The 18285-nt window shown below is 50.7% G+C and carries 16 protein-coding genes; 8 read left to right on the forward strand and 8 right to left on the reverse strand.

Annotated elements, in window-relative coordinates; genetic code table 11:
* Nucleotide 1: 1 nt before the first annotated feature.
* From rbsK to AACH44_RS20790, 6 genes are all read right to left on the reverse strand, one after another.
* Nucleotides 2-928: a ribokinase gene (gene rbsK, locus AACH44_RS20765; RefSeq protein ID WP_261847329.1), complete on the reverse strand. Its 927-nt coding sequence runs from the start codon at nucleotides 926-928 to the stop codon at nucleotides 2-4.
* A gap of 71 nt (nucleotides 929-999) precedes the next feature.
* Entirely contained in the window at nucleotides 1000-1887 is an 888-nt protein-coding gene (rbsB, locus tag AACH44_RS20770) for a ribose ABC transporter substrate-binding protein RbsB (RefSeq protein ID WP_261847330.1), read from the reverse strand.
* 24 nt (nucleotides 1888-1911) lie between these two features.
* Nucleotides 1912-2880, reverse strand: coding sequence for a ribose ABC transporter permease (rbsC, locus tag AACH44_RS20775; RefSeq protein ID WP_137742409.1), 969 nt, complete (start codon nucleotides 2878-2880; stop codon nucleotides 1912-1914).
* 7 nt (nucleotides 2881-2887) lie between these two features.
* On the reverse strand, nucleotides 2888-4393 hold the full coding sequence (gene rbsA, locus AACH44_RS20780; protein WP_261847331.1) for a ribose ABC transporter ATP-binding protein RbsA: 1506 nt from the start codon (nucleotides 4391-4393) through the stop codon (nucleotides 2888-2890).
* Between the two features lie 7 nt (nucleotides 4394-4400).
* Nucleotides 4401-4820 carry a D-ribose pyranase gene (gene rbsD, locus AACH44_RS20785; protein WP_015731562.1) on the reverse strand — a complete coding sequence of 140 codons (420 nt, stop codon included), beginning with the start codon at nucleotides 4818-4820 and terminating at the stop codon, nucleotides 4401-4403.
* Between the two features lie 315 nt (nucleotides 4821-5135).
* The gene (locus tag AACH44_RS20790) at nucleotides 5136-5531 is read right to left on the reverse strand and encodes a YgiW/YdeI family stress tolerance OB fold protein (protein WP_261847332.1); all 396 of its coding nucleotides are present in this window, start codon (nucleotides 5529-5531) and stop codon (nucleotides 5136-5138) included.
* Between the two features lie 254 nt (nucleotides 5532-5785).
* Here AACH44_RS20790 and qseB point away from each other — a divergent pair, with 254 nt between their 5' ends.
* Both qseB and qseC read left to right on the forward strand, forming a co-directional pair.
* Nucleotides 5786-6448 carry a quorum sensing response regulator transcription factor QseB gene (qseB, locus tag AACH44_RS20795; RefSeq protein WP_261847333.1) on the forward strand — a complete coding sequence of 221 codons (663 nt, stop codon included), beginning with the start codon at nucleotides 5786-5788 and terminating at the stop codon, nucleotides 6446-6448.
* Entirely contained in the window at nucleotides 6445-7794 is a 1350-nt protein-coding gene (gene qseC, locus AACH44_RS20800) for a quorum sensing histidine kinase QseC (protein ID WP_261847334.1), read from the forward strand. Before qseB ends, qseC begins: the two co-directional genes overlap by 4 nt.
* 179 nt (nucleotides 7795-7973) lie before the next feature.
* Here the strand turns inward: qseC and kup are convergent, their stop codons facing one another.
* Entirely contained in the window at nucleotides 7974-9842 is a 1869-nt protein-coding gene (gene kup, locus AACH44_RS20805) for a low affinity potassium transporter Kup (protein ID WP_261847335.1), read from the reverse strand.
* 337 nt (nucleotides 9843-10179) lie between these two features.
* On the opposite strand from kup, the gene ravA reads away from it, so the two are divergent.
* Both ravA and viaA read left to right on the forward strand, forming a co-directional pair.
* Nucleotides 10180-11679 carry an ATPase RavA gene (gene ravA / locus AACH44_RS20810; RefSeq protein WP_261847336.1) on the forward strand — a complete coding sequence of 500 codons (1500 nt, stop codon included), beginning with the start codon at nucleotides 10180-10182 and terminating at the stop codon, nucleotides 11677-11679.
* A gap of 5 nt (nucleotides 11680-11684) precedes the next feature.
* Nucleotides 11685-13163 (forward strand): ATPase RavA stimulator ViaA, encoded by a 1479-nt coding sequence (viaA, locus tag AACH44_RS20815; RefSeq protein WP_261847337.1) that lies wholly within the window; start codon nucleotides 11685-11687, stop codon nucleotides 13161-13163.
* On the opposite strand, the gene asnA is transcribed toward viaA, so the two are convergent.
* Complete coding sequence (gene asnA / locus AACH44_RS20820; RefSeq protein WP_261847338.1) at nucleotides 13160-14152, reverse strand: aspartate--ammonia ligase; 993 nt, start codon at nucleotides 14150-14152, stop codon at nucleotides 13160-13162. The genes viaA and asnA overlap by 4 nt on opposite strands.
* A 206-nt stretch (nucleotides 14153-14358) precedes the next feature.
* Between asnA and asnC the strand changes: the two genes are divergently transcribed.
* The 4 genes from asnC to rsmG all read left to right on the forward strand — a co-directional run bounded on the left by asnC (nucleotide 14359) and on the right by rsmG (nucleotide 18283).
* Complete coding sequence (gene asnC / locus AACH44_RS20825) at nucleotides 14359-14766, forward strand: transcriptional regulator AsnC (RefSeq protein ID WP_231566893.1); 408 nt, start codon at nucleotides 14359-14361, stop codon at nucleotides 14764-14766.
* Between the two features lie 89 nt (nucleotides 14767-14855).
* Nucleotides 14856-15299: an FMN-binding protein MioC gene (gene mioC / locus AACH44_RS20830; RefSeq protein ID WP_261847339.1), complete on the forward strand. Its 444-nt coding sequence runs from the start codon at nucleotides 14856-14858 to the stop codon at nucleotides 15297-15299.
* Nucleotides 15300-15690: 391 nt separating this feature from the next.
* Nucleotides 15691-17580 (forward strand): tRNA uridine-5-carboxymethylaminomethyl(34) synthesis enzyme MnmG, encoded by a 1890-nt coding sequence (mnmG, locus tag AACH44_RS20835; protein WP_261847340.1) that lies wholly within the window; start codon nucleotides 15691-15693, stop codon nucleotides 17578-17580.
* An 82-nt stretch (nucleotides 17581-17662) separates the two neighbouring features.
* Nucleotides 17663-18283 carry a 16S rRNA (guanine(527)-N(7))-methyltransferase RsmG gene (rsmG, locus tag AACH44_RS20840; RefSeq protein WP_261847341.1) on the forward strand — a complete coding sequence of 207 codons (621 nt, stop codon included), beginning with the start codon at nucleotides 17663-17665 and terminating at the stop codon, nucleotides 18281-18283.
* The last annotated feature ends 2 nt before the right edge of the window (nucleotides 18284-18285 follow it).

Genomic DNA, 18285 nt, shown 5'->3' on the forward strand with positions numbered 1-18285 from the left:
ATCACCCCTGAGCTTGTAAAAATGTGTCGATCTCTTCACGCCACGGGACAGAAGGTTGCGCACCTCGGCGAGTTACCGCAATAGCCGCCGCCGCATGAGCGAACGTCACAGCAGAAAACATTGGCCGGTTTTCCAGCAAGGCGGTAACCAACGCACCATTAAAGGTGTCTCCAGCGGCAATAGTATCTACCGCTTTTACGCGATACCCCGGAATACGCTGCCCTTCACCACCTTCACTCAACCATACACCACGGCTACCCAATGTGATAAGTACTGTCTCGATACCTTTATCATGCAGCACCTGTGCAGCGCGAGCCGCATCTTCTTCTGTCTCAACGGTAATTCCCGTCAGGAACTGCGCTTCGGTTTCATTCGGCGTGATCATATCGACTAGCGATAGCAGTTCATCAGGCAGTTCACGGGCAGGCGCGGGATTAAGAATCACTTTTGTTTGGTGTTCGTGCGCCAGTTTGGCGGCCGCGATGACCGTTTCCAACGGCGATTCAAGCTGCATAAGCAATGCAGAAGCATCAATAATGTGTTGCCGATGACGATGAAGATAATCAGGCGACACAGCAGCATTCGCGCCTGCATTAATCGCGATCATATTCTCAGCGTCGGCGTTAACAAAAATCAGCGCAACGCCAGTGGTTTCCCCGGAGATAGCCTCAACGGAGGAAACATCAATATTGTCCTTGGATAGCTGCTGACAAATGCGGGCGCCGATATCATCTTCTCCGACGCAGGCAATAAAGGCGATATCAGCACCACTTCGGCCAGCGGCAACGGCCTGATTAGCGCCTTTCCCGCCGAAAGCGACGCTATACTGTTCACCGATCACCGTTTCGCCCGGGCGGGGAAATTGCTCAAGATTGAGAATATGGTCAGCATTAATACTGCCCAGCACCACCAGCTTACCCGTTTTCATTATGTCGAATCCCGCTATGTTAATAATGCGCCACCACAAACGGGTGGCGCGAGCCCTGCTTTATTCTTTACTTATTTAGCGACCAGCTTCAGGTCAACCGGAATGATGGCCTGCGTTTTTTCACCTTTCAGCACTTTCGCAGCCGTTTCGATACCGATTACGCCGATCTGGTCTGGACGCTGAGCCACCGTTGCTGCCAGCTTGCCTGACTCAACGGCCTTCACGCCATCCTGAGTACCGTCAAAGCCCACAACCAGCACATCTGTTTTACCTGCGGTTTGCAGTGCACGCAGTGCGCCCAGCGCCATTTCATCGTTCTGAGCAAATACGGCCTGAACGTCAGGGTGCGCGGTCAGCAGGTTCTGCATCACGTTCAGCCCTTTAGTACGGTCAAAATCAGCAGGCTGGCTGGCCAGCATAGCGAATTTATTTTTCTCAGCAGATTTCATGAAACCCGCCCCACGCTCACGCGCGGCAGAGGTTCCTGCAATCCCTTCCAACTGAATCACCTTGGCACCTTCACCCAATTTCTTGGCAATGAAATCACCGGCAACTTTACCGCCGAACGCGTTATCAGAAGCCACGTGGCTCACCACTTCACCACTGCTAGCAACGCGATCCAGCGTAATGACCGAAATTTTTGCCTGATTAGCCATTTTAATCGCATTGCCTACTGCATCAGAATCGGTTGGGTTGATCAGCAAGACTTTGGTGCCACGTACCGTCAGATCCTGAACGTTAGCCAGTTCTTTCGCTGGGTTATTCTGGGAGTCCAGCACAATCAACTCATAGCCCAGTTTGTCAGCTTCTTTCTGCGCCCCCTCTTTCATGGAAACAAAGAACGGGTTATTCAGCGTAGAAACCACCAGCGCAACCGTATCTTTGGCCAAGGCATTAGCACTGACAGTCGCGCTCAGCGCAACAGCGGAAACCAGAGTAGCCAGCTTTTTCATATTCATACTCAATTCCTGTGTGAATGAAGGTTATTTACTGCTTTTGTTATCTACCAGAACCGCCAGCAAGATAACGACTGCTTTAACGATCATTTGGTAGTAAGAAGAAACACCTAATAAATTCAGTCCATTGTTGAGAAAACCAAGGATAAGTGCGCCGATCAACGTACCAACAATACGCCCCTTGCCACCAGCCAGACTGGTGCCGCCCAATACCACGGCCGCGATGGCATCCAGCTCATACCCTGTACCCGCTGTAGGCTGTGCAGAGGACAAACGTGCAACTTCAATAATTCCCGCCAGGGCAGACAGCAGCCCACACAGGGAATAGACAATAATCTTGATCTTATCAACGCTGATACCGGATAAGCGGGTCGCGGATTCATTACCGCCAAGCGCATAGATATAGCGCCCCAGTCGCGTATGGTGCAGCATGTACCAGGTTGCAACGAAGACGATAGCCATGATCCAAATTGGCGTCGGAATCCCCAACGGACGACCGATACCGAACCAGCCAAACGCATCTGCCACGTCGGAAAAACCCGTATTAACCGGGCTACCATTGGTATAAACCATCGTCACGCCACGCAGTAACAGCATCATGACCAGCGTAGCGATAAATGCCTGCACTTTGCCTTTGGAAACGATGATGCCCGTGCCCGCACCGATCAGCGCGCCCAGTGCCAGTGCGCCAAATACCGCCACCAGCGCATTAACTTCAAGCCCAACGATGGAAGCCGCAACGGCACCCGTCAGTGCCAACAGTGAACCCACCGACAAATCGATGCCCGAGGTCAAAATCACCAGCGTCATACCGACGGCCATAATGGCGTTTACCGACGTCTGCTGGAGAATATTGAACAGGTTATTCAGGGTGAAAAAATTAGGGCTCATGGCGGACACAACCGCAATCAGGATTAGGAGTGCGATCAGCGATTTCTGCTCCAGTAACCACTCTTTGCTGAACCAGCGTTTTGCCGCGATAGATTGAGAACTCATGTCTGACTTACTCCTGCTTTGCACCGTATTGCTTACCAACAGCCGCAGCCATCAGTGCTTCCTGGGTTGCTTGCTCAATCGGGAAATCACCGCTTAAGCGCCCTTCATGCATCACAATGATGCGATCGCTCATTCCCAAGACTTCGGGCATTTCGGATGACACCAATATGATGCTCAACCCTTCTTCTTTGAATTGATTGATTAGCTGATAAATTTCTTTCTTCGCCCCCACATCAACGCCACGCGTCGGCTCATCAAGGATCAGGACATTCGGGCGCGTCATCAGACCACGGGCAATCGCCACTTTTTGCTGATTACCACCGGACAGCAAACCGATAGGCTGCATCATCGAAGGCGTTTTAACGTTGAATAGGCGAATAAAGTCGGCGACGGCCAACTGCTCTTCGGCGTGTTTGAGACGACCGCCCGCATGGCTGAAATAGCGCAATGCAGTTAACGACATGTTTTCTTTCACCGACATGCCCAGCACCAGACCATCTCGCTTACGATCTTCAGAGATATAAACGATGCCATTCGCTAAGCCATCCTGCGGTTTACGGGTCACCACGTCGCGGCCATCCAGCGTCACATTGCCGCCAGTGCGCGGTAGCGCCCCGTAGAGAATCTTCATCAGTTCAGTTCGGCCCGCGCCCATCAGCCCTGCGACGCCCAGAATTTCACCTTTCCGCACCGTAAAGCTAACGCGCTCTACGCCCGGTCCCGACAGGTTCTGCACCTTAAGCCGCACCTCTCCCGGTGCTTTATTCGAGCGTGGGTACTGATCTTCCAGCTTGCGCCCCACCATCATTTCAATCAGCGTATCTTCCTGTAATTCACTGACCGGACGCTCGCCGATAAGCTGACCATCGCGGAAAACAGTAATGTCATCGCAGATTTCAAAGATTTCTTTCAAACGGTGGGAAATATAAACGATGCCGCATCCCTGAGATTGCAGCTCTTTGATCACGCTGAATAGCGCCGCGGTTTCGGTATCCGTCAGGGCATCGGTAGGTTCATCCATGATGATGACTTTCGATTCAAAGCTCAGCACTTTGGAAATTTCTACCATTTGCTGATCGCCAATCGATAAATCCCCGACCATACGACGGCTGTCGTAGCGCAGATTAAGGCGTTTCAGCAGCTTATCGGCTTCCGCATACATCTTGTTCCAATCGATACGACCGAAACGATTGGTAAATTCACGACCGAGAAAGATATTCTCGGCAATCGTGAGCTGGGGAATCAGGTTAAGTTCCTGATGGATAATACCGATACCTGCTTCCTGAGATGCTTTCGGCCCGCTGAAATCCACCTCTTGCCCCAGAAAATGGATGCTGCCAGCATCTTTACGGTAGATCCCAGTCAGGACTTTCATCATGGTGGACTTGCCCGCACCGTTCTCGCCCACCAGCGCCATCACTTTTCCCGGGTAGACATTGAGTGCCGCACCGGAAAGCGCTTTAACGCCGGGAAAAGATTTCGTGATGCCTTGCAGTTGCAGTAAAGGTTGCATGGATGCCTCAGAACGTTACGCCAGCACACAGGATGACATTGGCATACGGGGAGCACTCTCCGCTGCGAATGATGGCCCGGCTTTTGCCGCTTTGGGTTTTAAATTCTTCATGGCTGACATAGTGCAATGCAATTGAGTTTCCCTGGTGTTGTTCTAGTTGCTTCAATTGATCGAGTAATGCGTCATGGACTGCGGGGTTCTTTTCAATCATCTCTTCCGCCAGAATAGCGGCCTCTACCTGCATTTCACTGGTGACAACATTAACCACCTGCAAAAACGTTGGCACATTGTGCGTCAACGCCAGATCGATACGGGTCGTTGTTTCTGGAATCGGTAAACCCGCATCGCCAATAACCAGGCTATCGGTATGCCCCAGCCGGGCAATCACGGAAGAAATATCTGAATTCAATAATGCTGCTTTTTTCATCTCTCATCCCACCAGCGAAACGTTTCGCTGATAATATTCTAGAAAAAGAAGAGAGAAAGGCAACGAAGAAATAAAAAAAATGTGATCGCCATCGAAACGTTTCGCTAACAAAAAATAAAGACAAGATCACGAGGTTATTTACCCTAGATAACTCAGGTTTCAGGAAGATGGCAAAGAAAGGCGTCTCGGAGAGCTTAATCACATCGACTACTCGGGTGAACCAATGTAGGCAACGTGAAACATGGCGGATATAGATGGTTGATAAATAGAGAAATGGCGGGCAATAGCCCGCCACGAGGGATTGACAATAACGGATTAGAGTTTACGAATCTGCTTCACATCCAGCTCGACGGAATTGAAGTCTTTATCCAACTCACCCTGAATTTCCACTTTATCCGTGGGCGAAATCATCTGACCATTCCAACGCTTGTGATCGATTTCAACTTCTATCGTGCCTGTCGAATCTCGGAACAAATAGTTCTCATCACCAACCCGTTTTTCAATATTGCCACTCAGCGTAACCCAACTATCGTCACGCAGATCTTTAGCCTTAGCGACTGTCGTGAGGGAATTCTGTGGATCGCTAAATCCCCCTTTATGTGTGCCAACTGCGGGCGTATCTGGGTTGACGAAACCACCGCCGCTTTGTGCAGCAAATACGGGTGCAGAAACCAGAGCGGTAATGGCGAATAACGCAGCTGCTTTTTTCATAATATTCCTTCCTTATTTTGCCTGTTGTTTCGCAATAAATTATTTCTCAGTAAAGTATTTCGCAGTCAGCCTGCGGGAGTAATCGGTCTTCGGGAAGGATTAAAGCAAACCGTTCTTAACAGAATCTTAAGGAATCAGCGTTTGGATTTTTATTTTTTTATATTGCCGAAATCGCCCGATTTCAGCGATTTGTCCTGTACACGTTGCCCAACGATTTCGTATAAAACCGGAAAAGGCGCAAATGCGAGGCAGCCATGAGAATATTGTTAATCGAAGACGATCGCCTAATCGGTGATGGCCTAAAAGCTGGGTTGACCAAACTGGGCTTTAATATCGATTGGTTTCTGGAAGGTAAAGCGGGTGCCGCTGCATTAAAAGCTGCCCCCTATGATGCGGTTGTGCTCGATCTCAGCCTGCCGGGCATGGACGGGATGGATATTCTGCGCCAGTGGCGTCAAGCAGGGAACGACGAACCGGTGCTGGTTTTGACCGCCCGCGATGCGCTGGAGCAGCGGGTGGAAGGATTGCAACAGGGTGCCGATGATTATTTATGTAAACCCTTTGCGCTGACAGAAGTTGCCGCTCGTCTTCAGGCACTGATTCGCCGCCGCCACGGTCAACTGCAACCTTCATTAACACACGGTGCCGTTTCCCTTGAACCAAGCTCACGGAGCGTCACGCTTAACAATGAACCGCTGATATTAAAATCGCGCGAACTGGCACTGCTGGAACTGTTTCTACTGAACCCGAATCGCGTGCTCACACGCGCGCAGTTGGAAGAAAAACTCTATGGGTGGGACGATGATGTCTCCAGCAATGCGGTAGAAGTGCATATCCACCACCTGCGCAAAAAGCTGGGTGGCGGGTTTATCCGTACCGTGCATGGCATTGGCTATATTTTGGGGGATGCGCCATGAACCGACTCAGCCTGCGTTTACGTCTGGTTGCGGGCTTTACGCTGCTAACAGTGGTGTGCTGGGGCGTAGCCAGTCTGCTTTCATGGTCTCAAACGCGTCATAACATCAATGAGTTATTTGATACCCAGCAAATGCTGTTTGCCAAACGTCTTGCCACGATGAACCCCGATGAATTGCGAATTCAGTCGACTTCTCTGCCCAAAACCAAAAGTCTGGTACATAAGGATCGAGGCAAGCAGGACGACGATGCCCTAGCCTTTGCCATTTTTACTCGCGACGGGAAGATGGTGTTGAATGATGGTGAGAACGGCAAAGATTTCATTTTTGATTACCAGCGAAACGGCTTTACCGACGGCAAATTGCGTGATGACAGTGACGCATGGCGCATCGTCTGGTTAACGACGGCAGATGATCGTTACGTGATCGCTGTCGGACAGGAATGGGAATACCGTCAGGATATGACGCTGGATATTGTAAAAACCAACCTGATGCCCTGGCTATTTGCGCTGCCGATCATGCTGGCGCTGCTGTTCTGGCTGGTAACGCGTGAACTCTCACCGCTAAAACAGATTGCCGCTGAGCTTCAGTTACGCTCCCCCGACGAAAGCACACCGCTTGCGACACAGCCTATCCCACAGGAAGTCCGCCCACTGGTCAACGCACTGAATCTCCTATTTTCCCGCATCAGCGATATGTTGATTCGTGAACGCCGTTTTACCTCCGATGCCGCTCATGAATTGCGTAGTCCACTGGCGGCGCTGAAAGTTCAAACCGAAGTCGCGCAGTTGGCGCATGACGATGAAGCCATGCGTCGCCATGCATTGATTAATCTGGATAAAGGAATCGATCGCGCCACCCGGCTGGTGGATCAACTTCTGACGCTGTCGCGGCTGGATGCCGAATCGTCCCCCGAAGGTATGCTGCCCGTTCAACTTAATGACTTACTGCAACAGGCAGTGATCGCACACTACTACACGGCGCAAACTGCGGGTATCGAACTGACGCTGGATTTACCGGACACCGTAGTTATCCGACAGGGTCATCCGCTGCTACTGACGCTGCTGGTGCGCAATCTGTTGGATAACGCCATTCGCTACAGCAATGCGGGGGGAACGGTCAATCTGACGCTGACAGAGCGCGGCTTCAACGTTGTCGATAATGGACCGGGTATCAGCGAGGAGGCGCGGGCAAGAATCGGCGAGCGTTTTTATCGTCCACCAGGACAGGAAAAATCCGGCAGCGGTCTGGGGATTTCCATCGTGAACAACATCGCCACGCTGCACAAGATGCGGGTCACGTTCACCAACCAGCCCGAAGGCGGGCTGATTGTGTCGGTGAATTGGTAACTATTATTCTCTCTATCTATACGTTAACGCACTGAGCAATATGGCTTCCCCAACAGGCAGCAACTCGCTGCTTGTTATTAGGGAAACACGGGGATGAGGTTCCCGCAGGGACGCCTCGCCCCGTGGTCGACCGTATATCTCGATCTTATCCCAACATAGCGCCCTAATCGTAGGATCACTTAAATCTCGACCTGTATCCCTAGCTCAATCAGCCTATTCGGCGGTATTTCAAACTGATCCGCCGCTCGCAGCGCATTTCTGCTGAGCATCATGAATAGCTTACCGCGCAAACGCAGATACCACGGGCGTTCACCGATAATCAGCGACTCATTGGACATAAAGAAAGACGTTTCCATCATTTGGCAGGTTAACCCGTCCTGCCAACAGCGCTGAAACACCTCTTCCACATCCGGTGTTTCACGCCAGCCATAGTTAGCGATCACGCGCCAAAACGTCGGCGAAAGCGGTTCAACCGTCACGCGGCGCGCGTTCAATACATAGGGCGCATCCTCCGTTCTCATGGTCAACAGCACCACGCGCTCGTGCAGGATTTTATTGTGCTTAAGGTTATGCAGTAACGCGAACGGGATCACGCGAGTCGCACGCGAGAAATACACGGCAGTCCCTGGCACACGCGTCGGCGGCGTTTTCTCCAGTGACGCAATCATGGCATCCAGCGAGTTACCATGCTCATGCAACCGGCGCAGTAACCTGAAGCGCTCACTTTTCCACGTCGTCATGATGATAAACATCACCATACCCAGCGCTAGCGGTAGCCAGCCACCAGAGAGGATCTTGACCACGTTTGCCAAAAACATTGGCACGTCAATCAGCAGCAGACCCGCCAGCAACACCCATGCCAGATAGCGATTCCAGAGCCAGTTCTTCACCGCGACCGTATAGAACAGAATGCTGGTAATCACCATCGTGCCCGTTACTGCAATCCCGTAAGCCGCAGCCAGATTGCTCGAATGCTCAAAGCTGACAATCACAATGACGACAGCGATATACAGCATCCAGTTAATGGCGGGAATATAAATCTGGCCGGATTCCATATCTGATGTGTGTACGATACGCATCGGCGGCAAATAGCCCAGCCGCACCGCCTGACGGGTCAAGGAGAACACACCGGAAATCACCGCCTGCGAGGCAATGATTGTCGCCAGCGTGGCCAATATCATCAATGGGATCAGCGCCCAATCTGGCGCCAGCAGGAAGAACGGATTCTTGATCGCTTCCGAGTTCTTCAACAGCAACGCGCCCTGCCCAAAGTAATTTAATACCAGCGACGGCAGCACCACCGTAAACCACGCCAGACGAATCGGAAATTTACCAAAGTGGCCCATATCGGCATACAGCGCCTCGACCCCGGTAATGGCCAACACCACGGCACCCAACGCGAAGAACGACACCGCTTTATATTCGATAAAGAAACGCACAGCGTACATCGGATTCAACGCCTGCAAGACTTCGGGGTTAGCGATAATACTGCGAGCCCCCAGTATGCCGAGCGTCAAAAACCAAATCAGCATCACAGGCGCAAACAGCTTGCCGACGCTACCCGTACCGTGTTTTTGAATAATAAACAGTAATGTCAGGACGACAATCGATAGCGGAACGATATAGCTGTCCATCGACGGTGCGGCGATTTCCAACCCTTCCATTGCCGACATCACCGAGATGGCTGGCGTGATGACGACTTCCCCATAAAAGAAGCTGCCGCCAATCAATCCCATGATAACCAGGACGGATGTCATGCGATCGGAGGTATTACGCCCAGCTAGCGACATTAATGTCAGAATGCCACCTTCGCCTGCGTTATCGGCACGCATCACATAGGTCAGGTATTTCAGCGAAACAACAAGAACCAATAACCAAAAGATCAGTGAAAGAAAGCCAAAGACCGAATCAGGCTCGACCCCAAAACCAAACTGCCCTGATAAACATTCCCTTAACGTATAAAGAGGGCTGGTTCCTATATCTCCATAAACCACCCCGATGGCCGCCAGCGTGACAGCCGGAAGCGAACGTTTATGTTCTGAGCTCATAAACCTATCTTCTGTTATTAATCAGTCCGTGAAGCGCGTCATTCACAGCAACTCGTCCAAAAGCGCACAGTATGCACAAATCAGGGTAAAAACCCATTTTTATTGTGCGGTTCGCCTGCTCAAGAAACATCCTGTAAAGGGTGATTTATTGCTTACTCACCCCGTTAGGGTGTAATAATCCGTAAAAGTATTCTAATAAAAATCTGTGATCTGCCGTTTATTATTACTATTGTCTTTCTGAAAGTAAGTTTTTTCTTAGACACCACTTTCAGCCAAGCAGTCGGATTCAAAAATAAACGATTTCAGTACATCACATCATGGGACTAACGGATTAATTATGCGTCAAACTGCGGCATTGGCTGAAAGAATTTCTCGCCTCAGCCATGCGCTAGAACATGGGCTTTACGAAAGGCAGCACGCCATTCGCCTCTGTCTACTGGCTGCGCTAAGCGGAGAAAGCGTATTTCTGCTAGGGCCACCCGGGATAGCCAAAAGCATGATAGCTCGGCGTCTTAAATTCGCTTTTCGTCATGCGAACGCATTTGAATACCTGATGACCCGCTTTTCTACCCCGGAAGAAGTGTTCGGCCCGCTGTCCATTCAGGCGTTAAAAGACGAAGGCCGCTACCAGCGCCTGACCGCCGGTTATCTGCCAGAAGCTGAAATCGTCTTTCTGGACGAAATTTGGAAAGCAGGCCCCGCGATTTTGAACACGCTACTGACGGCCATTAACGAACGACGTTTCCGCAATGGCAACAGCGAAGACACGATCCCCATGCGCCTACTGGTCGCGGCCTCGAATGAACTACCGGAGGCGGATGGCGGTCTGGAAGCGCTCTACGACCGGATGCTCATCCGTCTATGGCTCGATCGCGTGCAGGAAAAACAGAATTTCCGCGCACTGCTCGTGAATACCAGCAGCGATCGCGATAATCCCGTACCACCCGCTCTCAGCGTCAGCGATGAAGAGTACCAACAGTGGCAGAAAGACATTGAGCATATCGCGCTGCCGGAAGCCGGCTTCGAGCTGATTTACACGCTACGCCAGCAGCTTGATGCACTGGAACAAGCGCCCTATATTTCCGATCGACGATGGAAGAAAGCCTTGCGTCTACTTCAGGCCAGCGCGTTTTTCTGCGGCCGAGATGCCATTACACCGGTTGATATTATTCTGCTGAAAGACTGTCTCTGGCATGACCAAAGTACGCTGATGCTCATCGAACGCCAGCTTGAGCTACTAATTACTGAGCACGCCTATCAACAAAAAAGCCTGCTGTTCCGTCTTCAGCAGGTGAATACCAAACGCCAGCAATACCAGCGTGAGCAAAGTGAATTACAGGCATTTTCGGTAGAGAAACAGGGGCACTTCCTTGGCCGGAAATTCCATTACACGTTACCTGACACGATTGTCACTGAAACGCTGGATCTGGTGCTGCAACGCCCGTTGATCTTGCATGATATTGAAGTCAACCACCTGATCATCGAGAAAAATGCTCTGCAAGGTTGGCTGCAAAAAGGCGGGGAAATCCGGGGTAAACTCAACGGCATCGGTTTTACCCAACGTCTCGATCTGCTGGTGGACGATCGTCAGCATCTGACTATCCGCGATATCAGCCTGCAATCCTCCATTCTTTCTCTGCCGGAAAAACGCGACGGTGCGCTGCCTGCCAACATTATCGATGAATATGAAAAGCTGAAGCTGCAACTGCGCGAACAGCGCCGCTTATTTAGCCAGCATCAGCCTTGTCTGTTCGTCCCCGCAGAGTGGCTCGCTAAAATAGAAGCCAGCCTGCAACAGGTTGCCGAGCAGATCCAGCAATCAGAGCAACAGGACTAACGCCGATGATCACGCTGGAATCACTGGAGATGCTGCTGTCTATTGATGAAAACGAACTGTTGGACGATCTTGTCGTTACGCTGCTGGCGACGCCCCAGCTCGCTTTCTTCTTTGAAAAATATCCTAGCCTGAAGCCCGCGTTACTCAACGATCTTCCTCACTGGAAAGAAACCTTAAAGCAGCGCCTGCGTACCACGCAAGTTCCGCCAGAGTTGGAAAGGGAATTTAGCTGCTACCAACGTTCACAATCAATCGACAACCAGGCTTTTCAGACACGCCTGCCTGCGATTATGGATACGCTGAACACCGTGGAATCACCGTTTCTGACACTGGCCTCACAGCTTATGGCCTCTCCAGAGCGAACCTTAGGGCAGAAAATAACGAGTGGGCTCCACGCGCTCTTTCTTCAGAACTGGCGGCTGAGCCTGACATTGCAAACCGTTTCACTACATCAGCAATTGATGGATCAAGAGCGGGAAATCCTGCTGGATGAATTGCAACAGCGTCTGACCCTCAGCGGCAAGCTCGAACCGATTTTGGCAGAGAATGAAAGTGCAGCTGGACGACTTTGGGATCTTAGCGCAGCACAGCGCATCCACACCGATCCCCGCCCATTACTGGATTTCGGGGCTTTCCTGCAACGTCAGCCTGCATTGCAAAAACTGGCGGAACGTCTGGGGCGCAGCCGGGAGACCAAATCCGTCCTGACTCAGGAAGCACCACAAGAAGCCTTCAGAGTAAACGTACGGGAACCAGCCACCGTGCCTGAGCAGGTAAGTGGCGTACATCAGAGCGATGATATCCTGCGTTTGATGCCGACAGAGCTGGCCACGCTGGGTATCAGTGAACTGGAATACGAATTTTATCGTCGCCTGCTGGAACACCGACTCCTGACCTATCGCTTACAAGGTGAAAGCTGGCGCGAGAAGGTCACCGAGCGGCCAGTGGTGCATCAACAAAACGAACAGCAGCCGCGTGGCCCGTTTATCGTCTGCGTTGATACGTCAGGCTCGATGGGTGGCTTTAATGAACGCTGTGCCAAAGCTTTCTGTCTGGCGCTGATGCGTATCGCACTCGCCGACAATCGCCGTTGCTACATCATGCTGTTTTCCACTGGCGTGGTGAAATACGAACTCACGTCTGCGGATGGCTTAGAACAGGCGATACGTTTTCTCAGCCAGTCCTTCCGTGGCGGCACGGATATGAGCGCCTGTCTGTCAGCATTGTTGGATAAGATGGACGACGCACTCTGGCATGATGCCGATGCGGTGGTGATTTCAGATTTTATCGCCCAGCGGTTGCCGGATGAGGTCGTGAACAAGGTGAAAAGCCGTCAGAAACAACTACAGCATCGTTTTCATGCTGTAGCGATGTCCGATCACGGCAAACCCGGCATCATGCACATCTTTGACCATATCTGGCGCTTTGATACCGGGTTAAAAAGCCGCTTAATGCGCCGTTGGCAGCACGGCAAGGCTTATTAAAGCAGGCCGGAAACCGACTCTCGCAGCGATTGTGGCCATACGCCGCACTGAACCTGACCAATGTGTGGCAGTTGCAGCAACAGCATGACCAGGCGAGACTGGCCGATTCCCCCACCGATCGTCTGCGGCATTTCACCGCGCAGCAGCGCCTGATGCCATTCCAGCTTCAGGCGTTCTTCATCCTGCGTCAACGCCAGCTGGCGTGTTAATGCCTCAGCATCCACGCGAATGCCCATTGATGAAATTTCAAACGCATCATTCAGAACTGGGTTCCATACAACGATATCACCGTTCAAACCGGCCAGTTCTTGCTCACCTGGCGTCGTCCAGTCATCATAATCTGGTGCACGTACATCGTGAGACTGCCCACTGGACAGCTTACCGCCAATCCCAATCAGGAAGACCGCACCCAGCTCTTTAGCAATGGCTCGCTCACGCCCTTTGGCATCCAGATCGGGATAGCGCTTCAGCAACGTTTCGGTATGCACAAAATGAATCTGTTCCGGTAGGAACGGCTGAATGCCAAACGCCTGGTGTACTGCCGCCTCAGTCGCTTTAATGCCTTGATAAATACGCGTCACCGTCGATTTCAGATACTCGGCATTGCGTTCGCCATCTCCCATCACACGCTCCCAATCCCATTGATCGACATAAACGGAATGGATCGGGCTCAGGCGATCTTCGTCTGGGCGCAGCGCCTTCATGTGGGTATAGATACCTTCGCCGAAGCTAAAATCATACGCGCCCAGCGTTTTACGTTTCCACTTCGCCAATGAGTGCACCACTTCAAATGTGGCATCAGGCAGGGCTTTAACCTTCACCTGTACCGCTTTTTCCGTACCAGACAAGTTATCCTGCGTACCATCGCCGATACGGCTAAGAATCGGTGCCTGGACTTCAATCAATCCCAGAAGCTGCTCCAGTTGGCTGGAGAAGAAAGACTTAACGAAGCTGATTTGCTGCTGTTTTTCGATGTACTGTTTTTTCATTGCCGCGTCTCTTATTCATCATATTTAGTTATTCATTAAGCAATATAAACCGCTAGTCATTCAATAATCTTATGGATAAATTGCACTTGTGCTTTTAATCCGTCATTTTATAGCGGTATAAAATCATTATTCGATAAAATAGGAGGTTCAAAGTGGCAGAAATTTATCAGATCGATAATCTCGATCGCGGCATCCTTTCCGCCTTAATGGAAAATGCGCGCACCCCTTACGCCGAATTGGCAAAACAATTTTCCGTTAGCCCAGGAACGATCCACGTTCGGGTGGAAAAAATGAAACAGGCGGGCATCATTATCGGCACGCGTTTGGATGTGAATCCAAAACAGCTGGGCTATGACGTATGTTGTTTTATCGGCATCATCCTGAAAAGTGCTAAAGACTACCCCTCTGCGCTGGAGAAGCTGAACAATCTTGAAGAAGTGGTCGAGGCCTATTACACCACCGGGCATTACAGCATCTTTATTAAGGTCATGTGCCGCTCAATCGAGGCACTACAACATGTGCTTATCAACAAGATCCAAACAATTGATGAAATTCAGTCCACTGAAACGTTAATCTCCCTGCAAAACCCCATCATGCGGACGATCGCGCCATAATACTTTTTTCCTATACCCCTATTATCCACAGGTAGATCCCAGCCAGATCACAGCGTACAATGTCCCGTCTTTTATCAGATGGGATCGCTATGGCAGACATTACCTTAATCAGTGGCAGTACCCTTGGCAGCGCCGAATATGTGGCAGAGCATTTGGCTGAACTGCTGGAAAAGGATGATTATTCCACTGAAACGCTTCATGGCCCCATGCTTGATGCACTGCCTGAAAGCGGTGTATGGCTAGTAGTGACGTCTACACACGGTGCTGGGGAATTTCCAGACAACCTTAAAGCGCTGTTTGAACAGTTGGAACAGCAAAAGCCCGATCTTTCTCAGGTGAGTTTCGGTGCAGTGGGGATCGGAAGTAAAGAATACGACACGTTCTGTGGCGCGATCCAAACGGCGGATCGTGTACTTGCTCAGTTAGGGGCTAAACGGATCGGTGAAATCCTCGAGATCGACATCACACAACATCAGATTCCAGAAGATCCAGCAGAAGAATGGCTAGGATCGTGGGTTAATTTACTCAAATAAGATGAAATATTCAGCAGTTGAATGTGGATAACTATGCTTAATTCAGGTGTAAAAGCCGTAGTTATCCCAATAACAACCCGAGTATGTTTTTTGTCCTGTGCATAAACCCGCATTTAGATCCCAGCTTATACTGACTAGGATCACCGATCATTCACAGGTAAGGATCATCAGCATTCTCTTGATCTTTAATATGAATTATCACTTATCCACACAACATGACGATCCTAATAAGAGATCTAATAAAGAGATCTTTAAATAAAAAGATCTTTCTTTAATTAACGAGGATCTAACGGACTTGGTCGTTGGCTCAAAGTTGAGTAGAATCTCCCACCCCAGGGCAAATAACGATCGTTTACCACTCATCATTCGCAATCATGCGAGGAGCAGTACCATGTTTTATCCAGATCCATTTGACGTCATCGTGATCGGTGGCGGTCATGCCGGAACAGAAGCGGCGATGGCCTCTGCGCGAATGGGCCAACAGACGCTTTTACTCACACACAATATTGATACGCTAGGACAAATGTCTTGTAATCCAGCGATCGGCGGTATTGGAAAAGGCCATCTGGTTAAAGAGATTGATGCCATGGGAGGGTTGATGGCGCGCGCCGTCGATCAGGCAGGTATACAGTTTAGGATACTAAACAGCAGTAAAGGCCCCGCGGTCAGAGCCACTCGCGCACAAGCGGATCGCGTGCTCTATCGTCAGGCTGTTCGCACCGCGTTGGAGAACCAACCAAACCTCACGATCTTCCAGCAGGCAGTTGACGATCTGATCGTAGAAAACGATCGCGTCGTCGGTGCTGTTACCCAGATGGGACTTAAATTTCGTGCAAAAGCGGTGGTATTAACGGTAGGTACTTTTCTTGACGGCAAGATTCACATTGGGCTGGATAACTACAGCGGTGGGCGTGCAGGCGATCCGCCTTCCATTCCACTCGCGCGCCGTCTACGTGAACTGCCTCTGCGCGTCAACCGCCTAAAAACCGGTACGCCGCCACGTATTGATGCCAGGACCATTGATTTTAGCGTGCTCGCACAACAGCACGGTGACAACCCAATGCCGGTTTTTTCATTCCTGGGTAACGCGAGTCAGCATCCGGCGCAAATGCCGTGCTATATCACGCATACCAATGAGAAAACCCATGATGTGATCCGTAATAATCTGGATCGTAGCCCGATGTATGCTGGGATCATCGAAGGGATCGGCCCACGCTATTGTCCCTCGATCGAAGACAAAGTCATGCGTTTTGCCGATCGAAACACGCATCAGATCTTTCTTGAGCCAGAAGGACTGACCAGCAACGAAATTTATCCTAACGGGATCTCAACCAGTTTACCGTTCGACGTTCAGTGGCAGATAGTTCGTTCAATGACGGGTATGGAAAATGCGCGCATTGTTCGACCTGGCTATGCCATTGAGTACGATTTCTTCGATCCTCGCGATCTGAAGCCGACGCTGGAAAACAAATTTGTTCATGGCCTGTTCTTTGCCGGGCAGATCAACGGCACAACAGGGTACGAAGAGGCCGCGGCACAGGGCATGCTAGCAGGGCTGAATGCGGCTCGATTGGCTGCCGACAAGGAAGGCTGGTCACCACGTCGCGATCAAGCCTATCTCGGCGTGTTGGTTGACGATCTCTGTACGCTGGGGACAAAAGAACCCTACCGTATGTTTACGTCGCGTGCTGAATACCGTCTGATGCTGCGTGAAGATAACGCCGATCTGCGTTTGACTGAAATCGGTCGTGAGCTGGGTATGGTCGACGACCGTCGTTGGGCTCATTTCAATGAGAAGCTTGAAAGTATTGAGAAAGAGCGTCAGCGTTTGCGTGACATTCACGTTCATCCACAATCTGAGCAGCTAGACCAGATCAACTCACTGTTAAAGACGCCGCTGTCCCGTGAAGCGAATGGTGAAGAGCTGCTGCGTCGCCCAGAAGTGGATTATGTTCAGCTTACTGCACTACCGCTGTTCGCTCCGGGATTAACCGACGAGCAGGCTGCTGAACAGGTTGAAATTCAGGTCAAATACGAGGGGTATATTGCTCGTCAACAGGATGAAATCGAGAAACAGCTGCGTAATGAAAATACATTGCTGCCAGCCAATCTGGAGTACAAACAGGTTAGCGGATTGTCCAATGAGGTTATCGCCAAATTGAACGATCACAAACCGTCGTCTATCGGCCAGGCTTCACGGATTTCCGGTATTACGCCTGCGGCGATCTCCATTCTGCTGATCTGGCTTAAAAAGCAGGGTTTGCTGCGCCGTAGTGCCTGATTTACGGTAAACTTATCCCCTAAATAGCCGGTTATCCGGCTATTTTTATTATTAACTTCATATTTTTCATCGGGATCTTATTGTGCGCAACACACTCGATAATCTGCTAAACGCGGCTGGCATTGTGATTTCAGATAAGCAAAAAAATCTTCTGATACAGTATGTTGACATGCTGAATAAGTGGAATAAAGCTTATAACCTGACGTCGGTACGCGATCCGCAGCAAATGCTCGTCCGCCATATCATGGACAGCATCGTGGTTGAGCCGCATTTACACGGGCAGCGTTTTATCGATGTGGGAACAGGGCCTGGATTACCGGGGATTCCGTTGGCAATTGTTCGTCCTGAGTCGCATTTCACTTTGCTGGATAGTTTGGGTAAACGTGTACGCTTTCTGCGTCAGGTACAGCATGAGCTACAGCTTGAAAACATCACTCCCGTACAGAGTCGCGTTGAAGCATTTCCAGCAGAGCCACCTTTTGATGGGGTGATTAGTCGGGCATTCGCCTCTCTACAAGATATGATTAACTGGTGTAGCCATCTTCCAGCCAGACCGACAGGGCGGTTTTATGCGCTAAAAGGCATCCTTCCAGAGGATGAATTGTCATCGTTACCACACGGTGTTTTGTTGGATCAGGTCGTTCGCTTAACTGTTCCCGATCTGGAAGGTGAACGCCATTTGGTTGTGCTTAAACCAAACTAATT

Source organism: Pectobacterium araliae, assembly GCF_037076465.1.
GTDB lineage: Bacteria > Pseudomonadota > Gammaproteobacteria > Enterobacterales > Enterobacteriaceae > Pectobacterium > Pectobacterium araliae.

Excerpts from the sequence above, each read along its gene's own strand:
- rbsK (WP_261847329.1), bottom strand. The coding sequence starts at position 928 with ATGAAAACGGGTAAGCTGGTGGTGCTGGGCAGTATTAATGCTGACCAT.
- rbsB (WP_261847330.1), bottom strand. The coding sequence starts at position 1,887 with ATGAATATGAAAAAGCTGGCTACTCTGGTTTCCGCTGTTGCGCTGAGC.
- rbsC (WP_137742409.1), bottom strand. The coding sequence starts at position 2,880 with ATGAGTTCTCAATCTATCGCGGCAAAACGCTGGTTCAGCAAAGAGTGG.
- rbsA (WP_261847331.1), bottom strand. The coding sequence starts at position 4,393 with ATGCAACCTTTACTGCAACTGCAAGGCATCACGAAATCTTTTCCCGGC.
- rbsD (WP_015731562.1), bottom strand. The coding sequence starts at position 4,820 with ATGAAAAAAGCAGCATTATTGAATTCAGATATTTCTTCCGTGATTGCC.
- AACH44_RS20790 (WP_261847332.1), bottom strand. The coding sequence starts at position 5,531 with ATGAAAAAAGCAGCTGCGTTATTCGCCATTACCGCTCTGGTTTCTGCA.
- qseB (WP_261847333.1), top strand. The coding sequence starts at position 5,786 with ATGAGAATATTGTTAATCGAAGACGATCGCCTAATCGGTGATGGCCTA.
- qseC (WP_261847334.1), top strand. The coding sequence starts at position 6,445 with ATGAACCGACTCAGCCTGCGTTTACGTCTGGTTGCGGGCTTTACGCTG.
- kup (WP_261847335.1), bottom strand. The coding sequence starts at position 9,842 with ATGAGCTCAGAACATAAACGTTCGCTTCCGGCTGTCACGCTGGCGGCC.
- ravA (WP_261847336.1), top strand. The coding sequence starts at position 10,180 with ATGCGTCAAACTGCGGCATTGGCTGAAAGAATTTCTCGCCTCAGCCAT.
- viaA (WP_261847337.1), top strand. The coding sequence starts at position 11,685 with ATGATCACGCTGGAATCACTGGAGATGCTGCTGTCTATTGATGAAAAC.
- asnA (WP_261847338.1), bottom strand. The coding sequence starts at position 14,152 with ATGAAAAAACAGTACATCGAAAAACAGCAGCAAATCAGCTTCGTTAAG.
- asnC (WP_231566893.1), top strand. The coding sequence starts at position 14,359 with ATGGAAAATGCGCGCACCCCTTACGCCGAATTGGCAAAACAATTTTCC.
- mioC (WP_261847339.1), top strand. The coding sequence starts at position 14,856 with ATGGCAGACATTACCTTAATCAGTGGCAGTACCCTTGGCAGCGCCGAA.
- mnmG (WP_261847340.1), top strand. The coding sequence starts at position 15,691 with ATGTTTTATCCAGATCCATTTGACGTCATCGTGATCGGTGGCGGTCAT.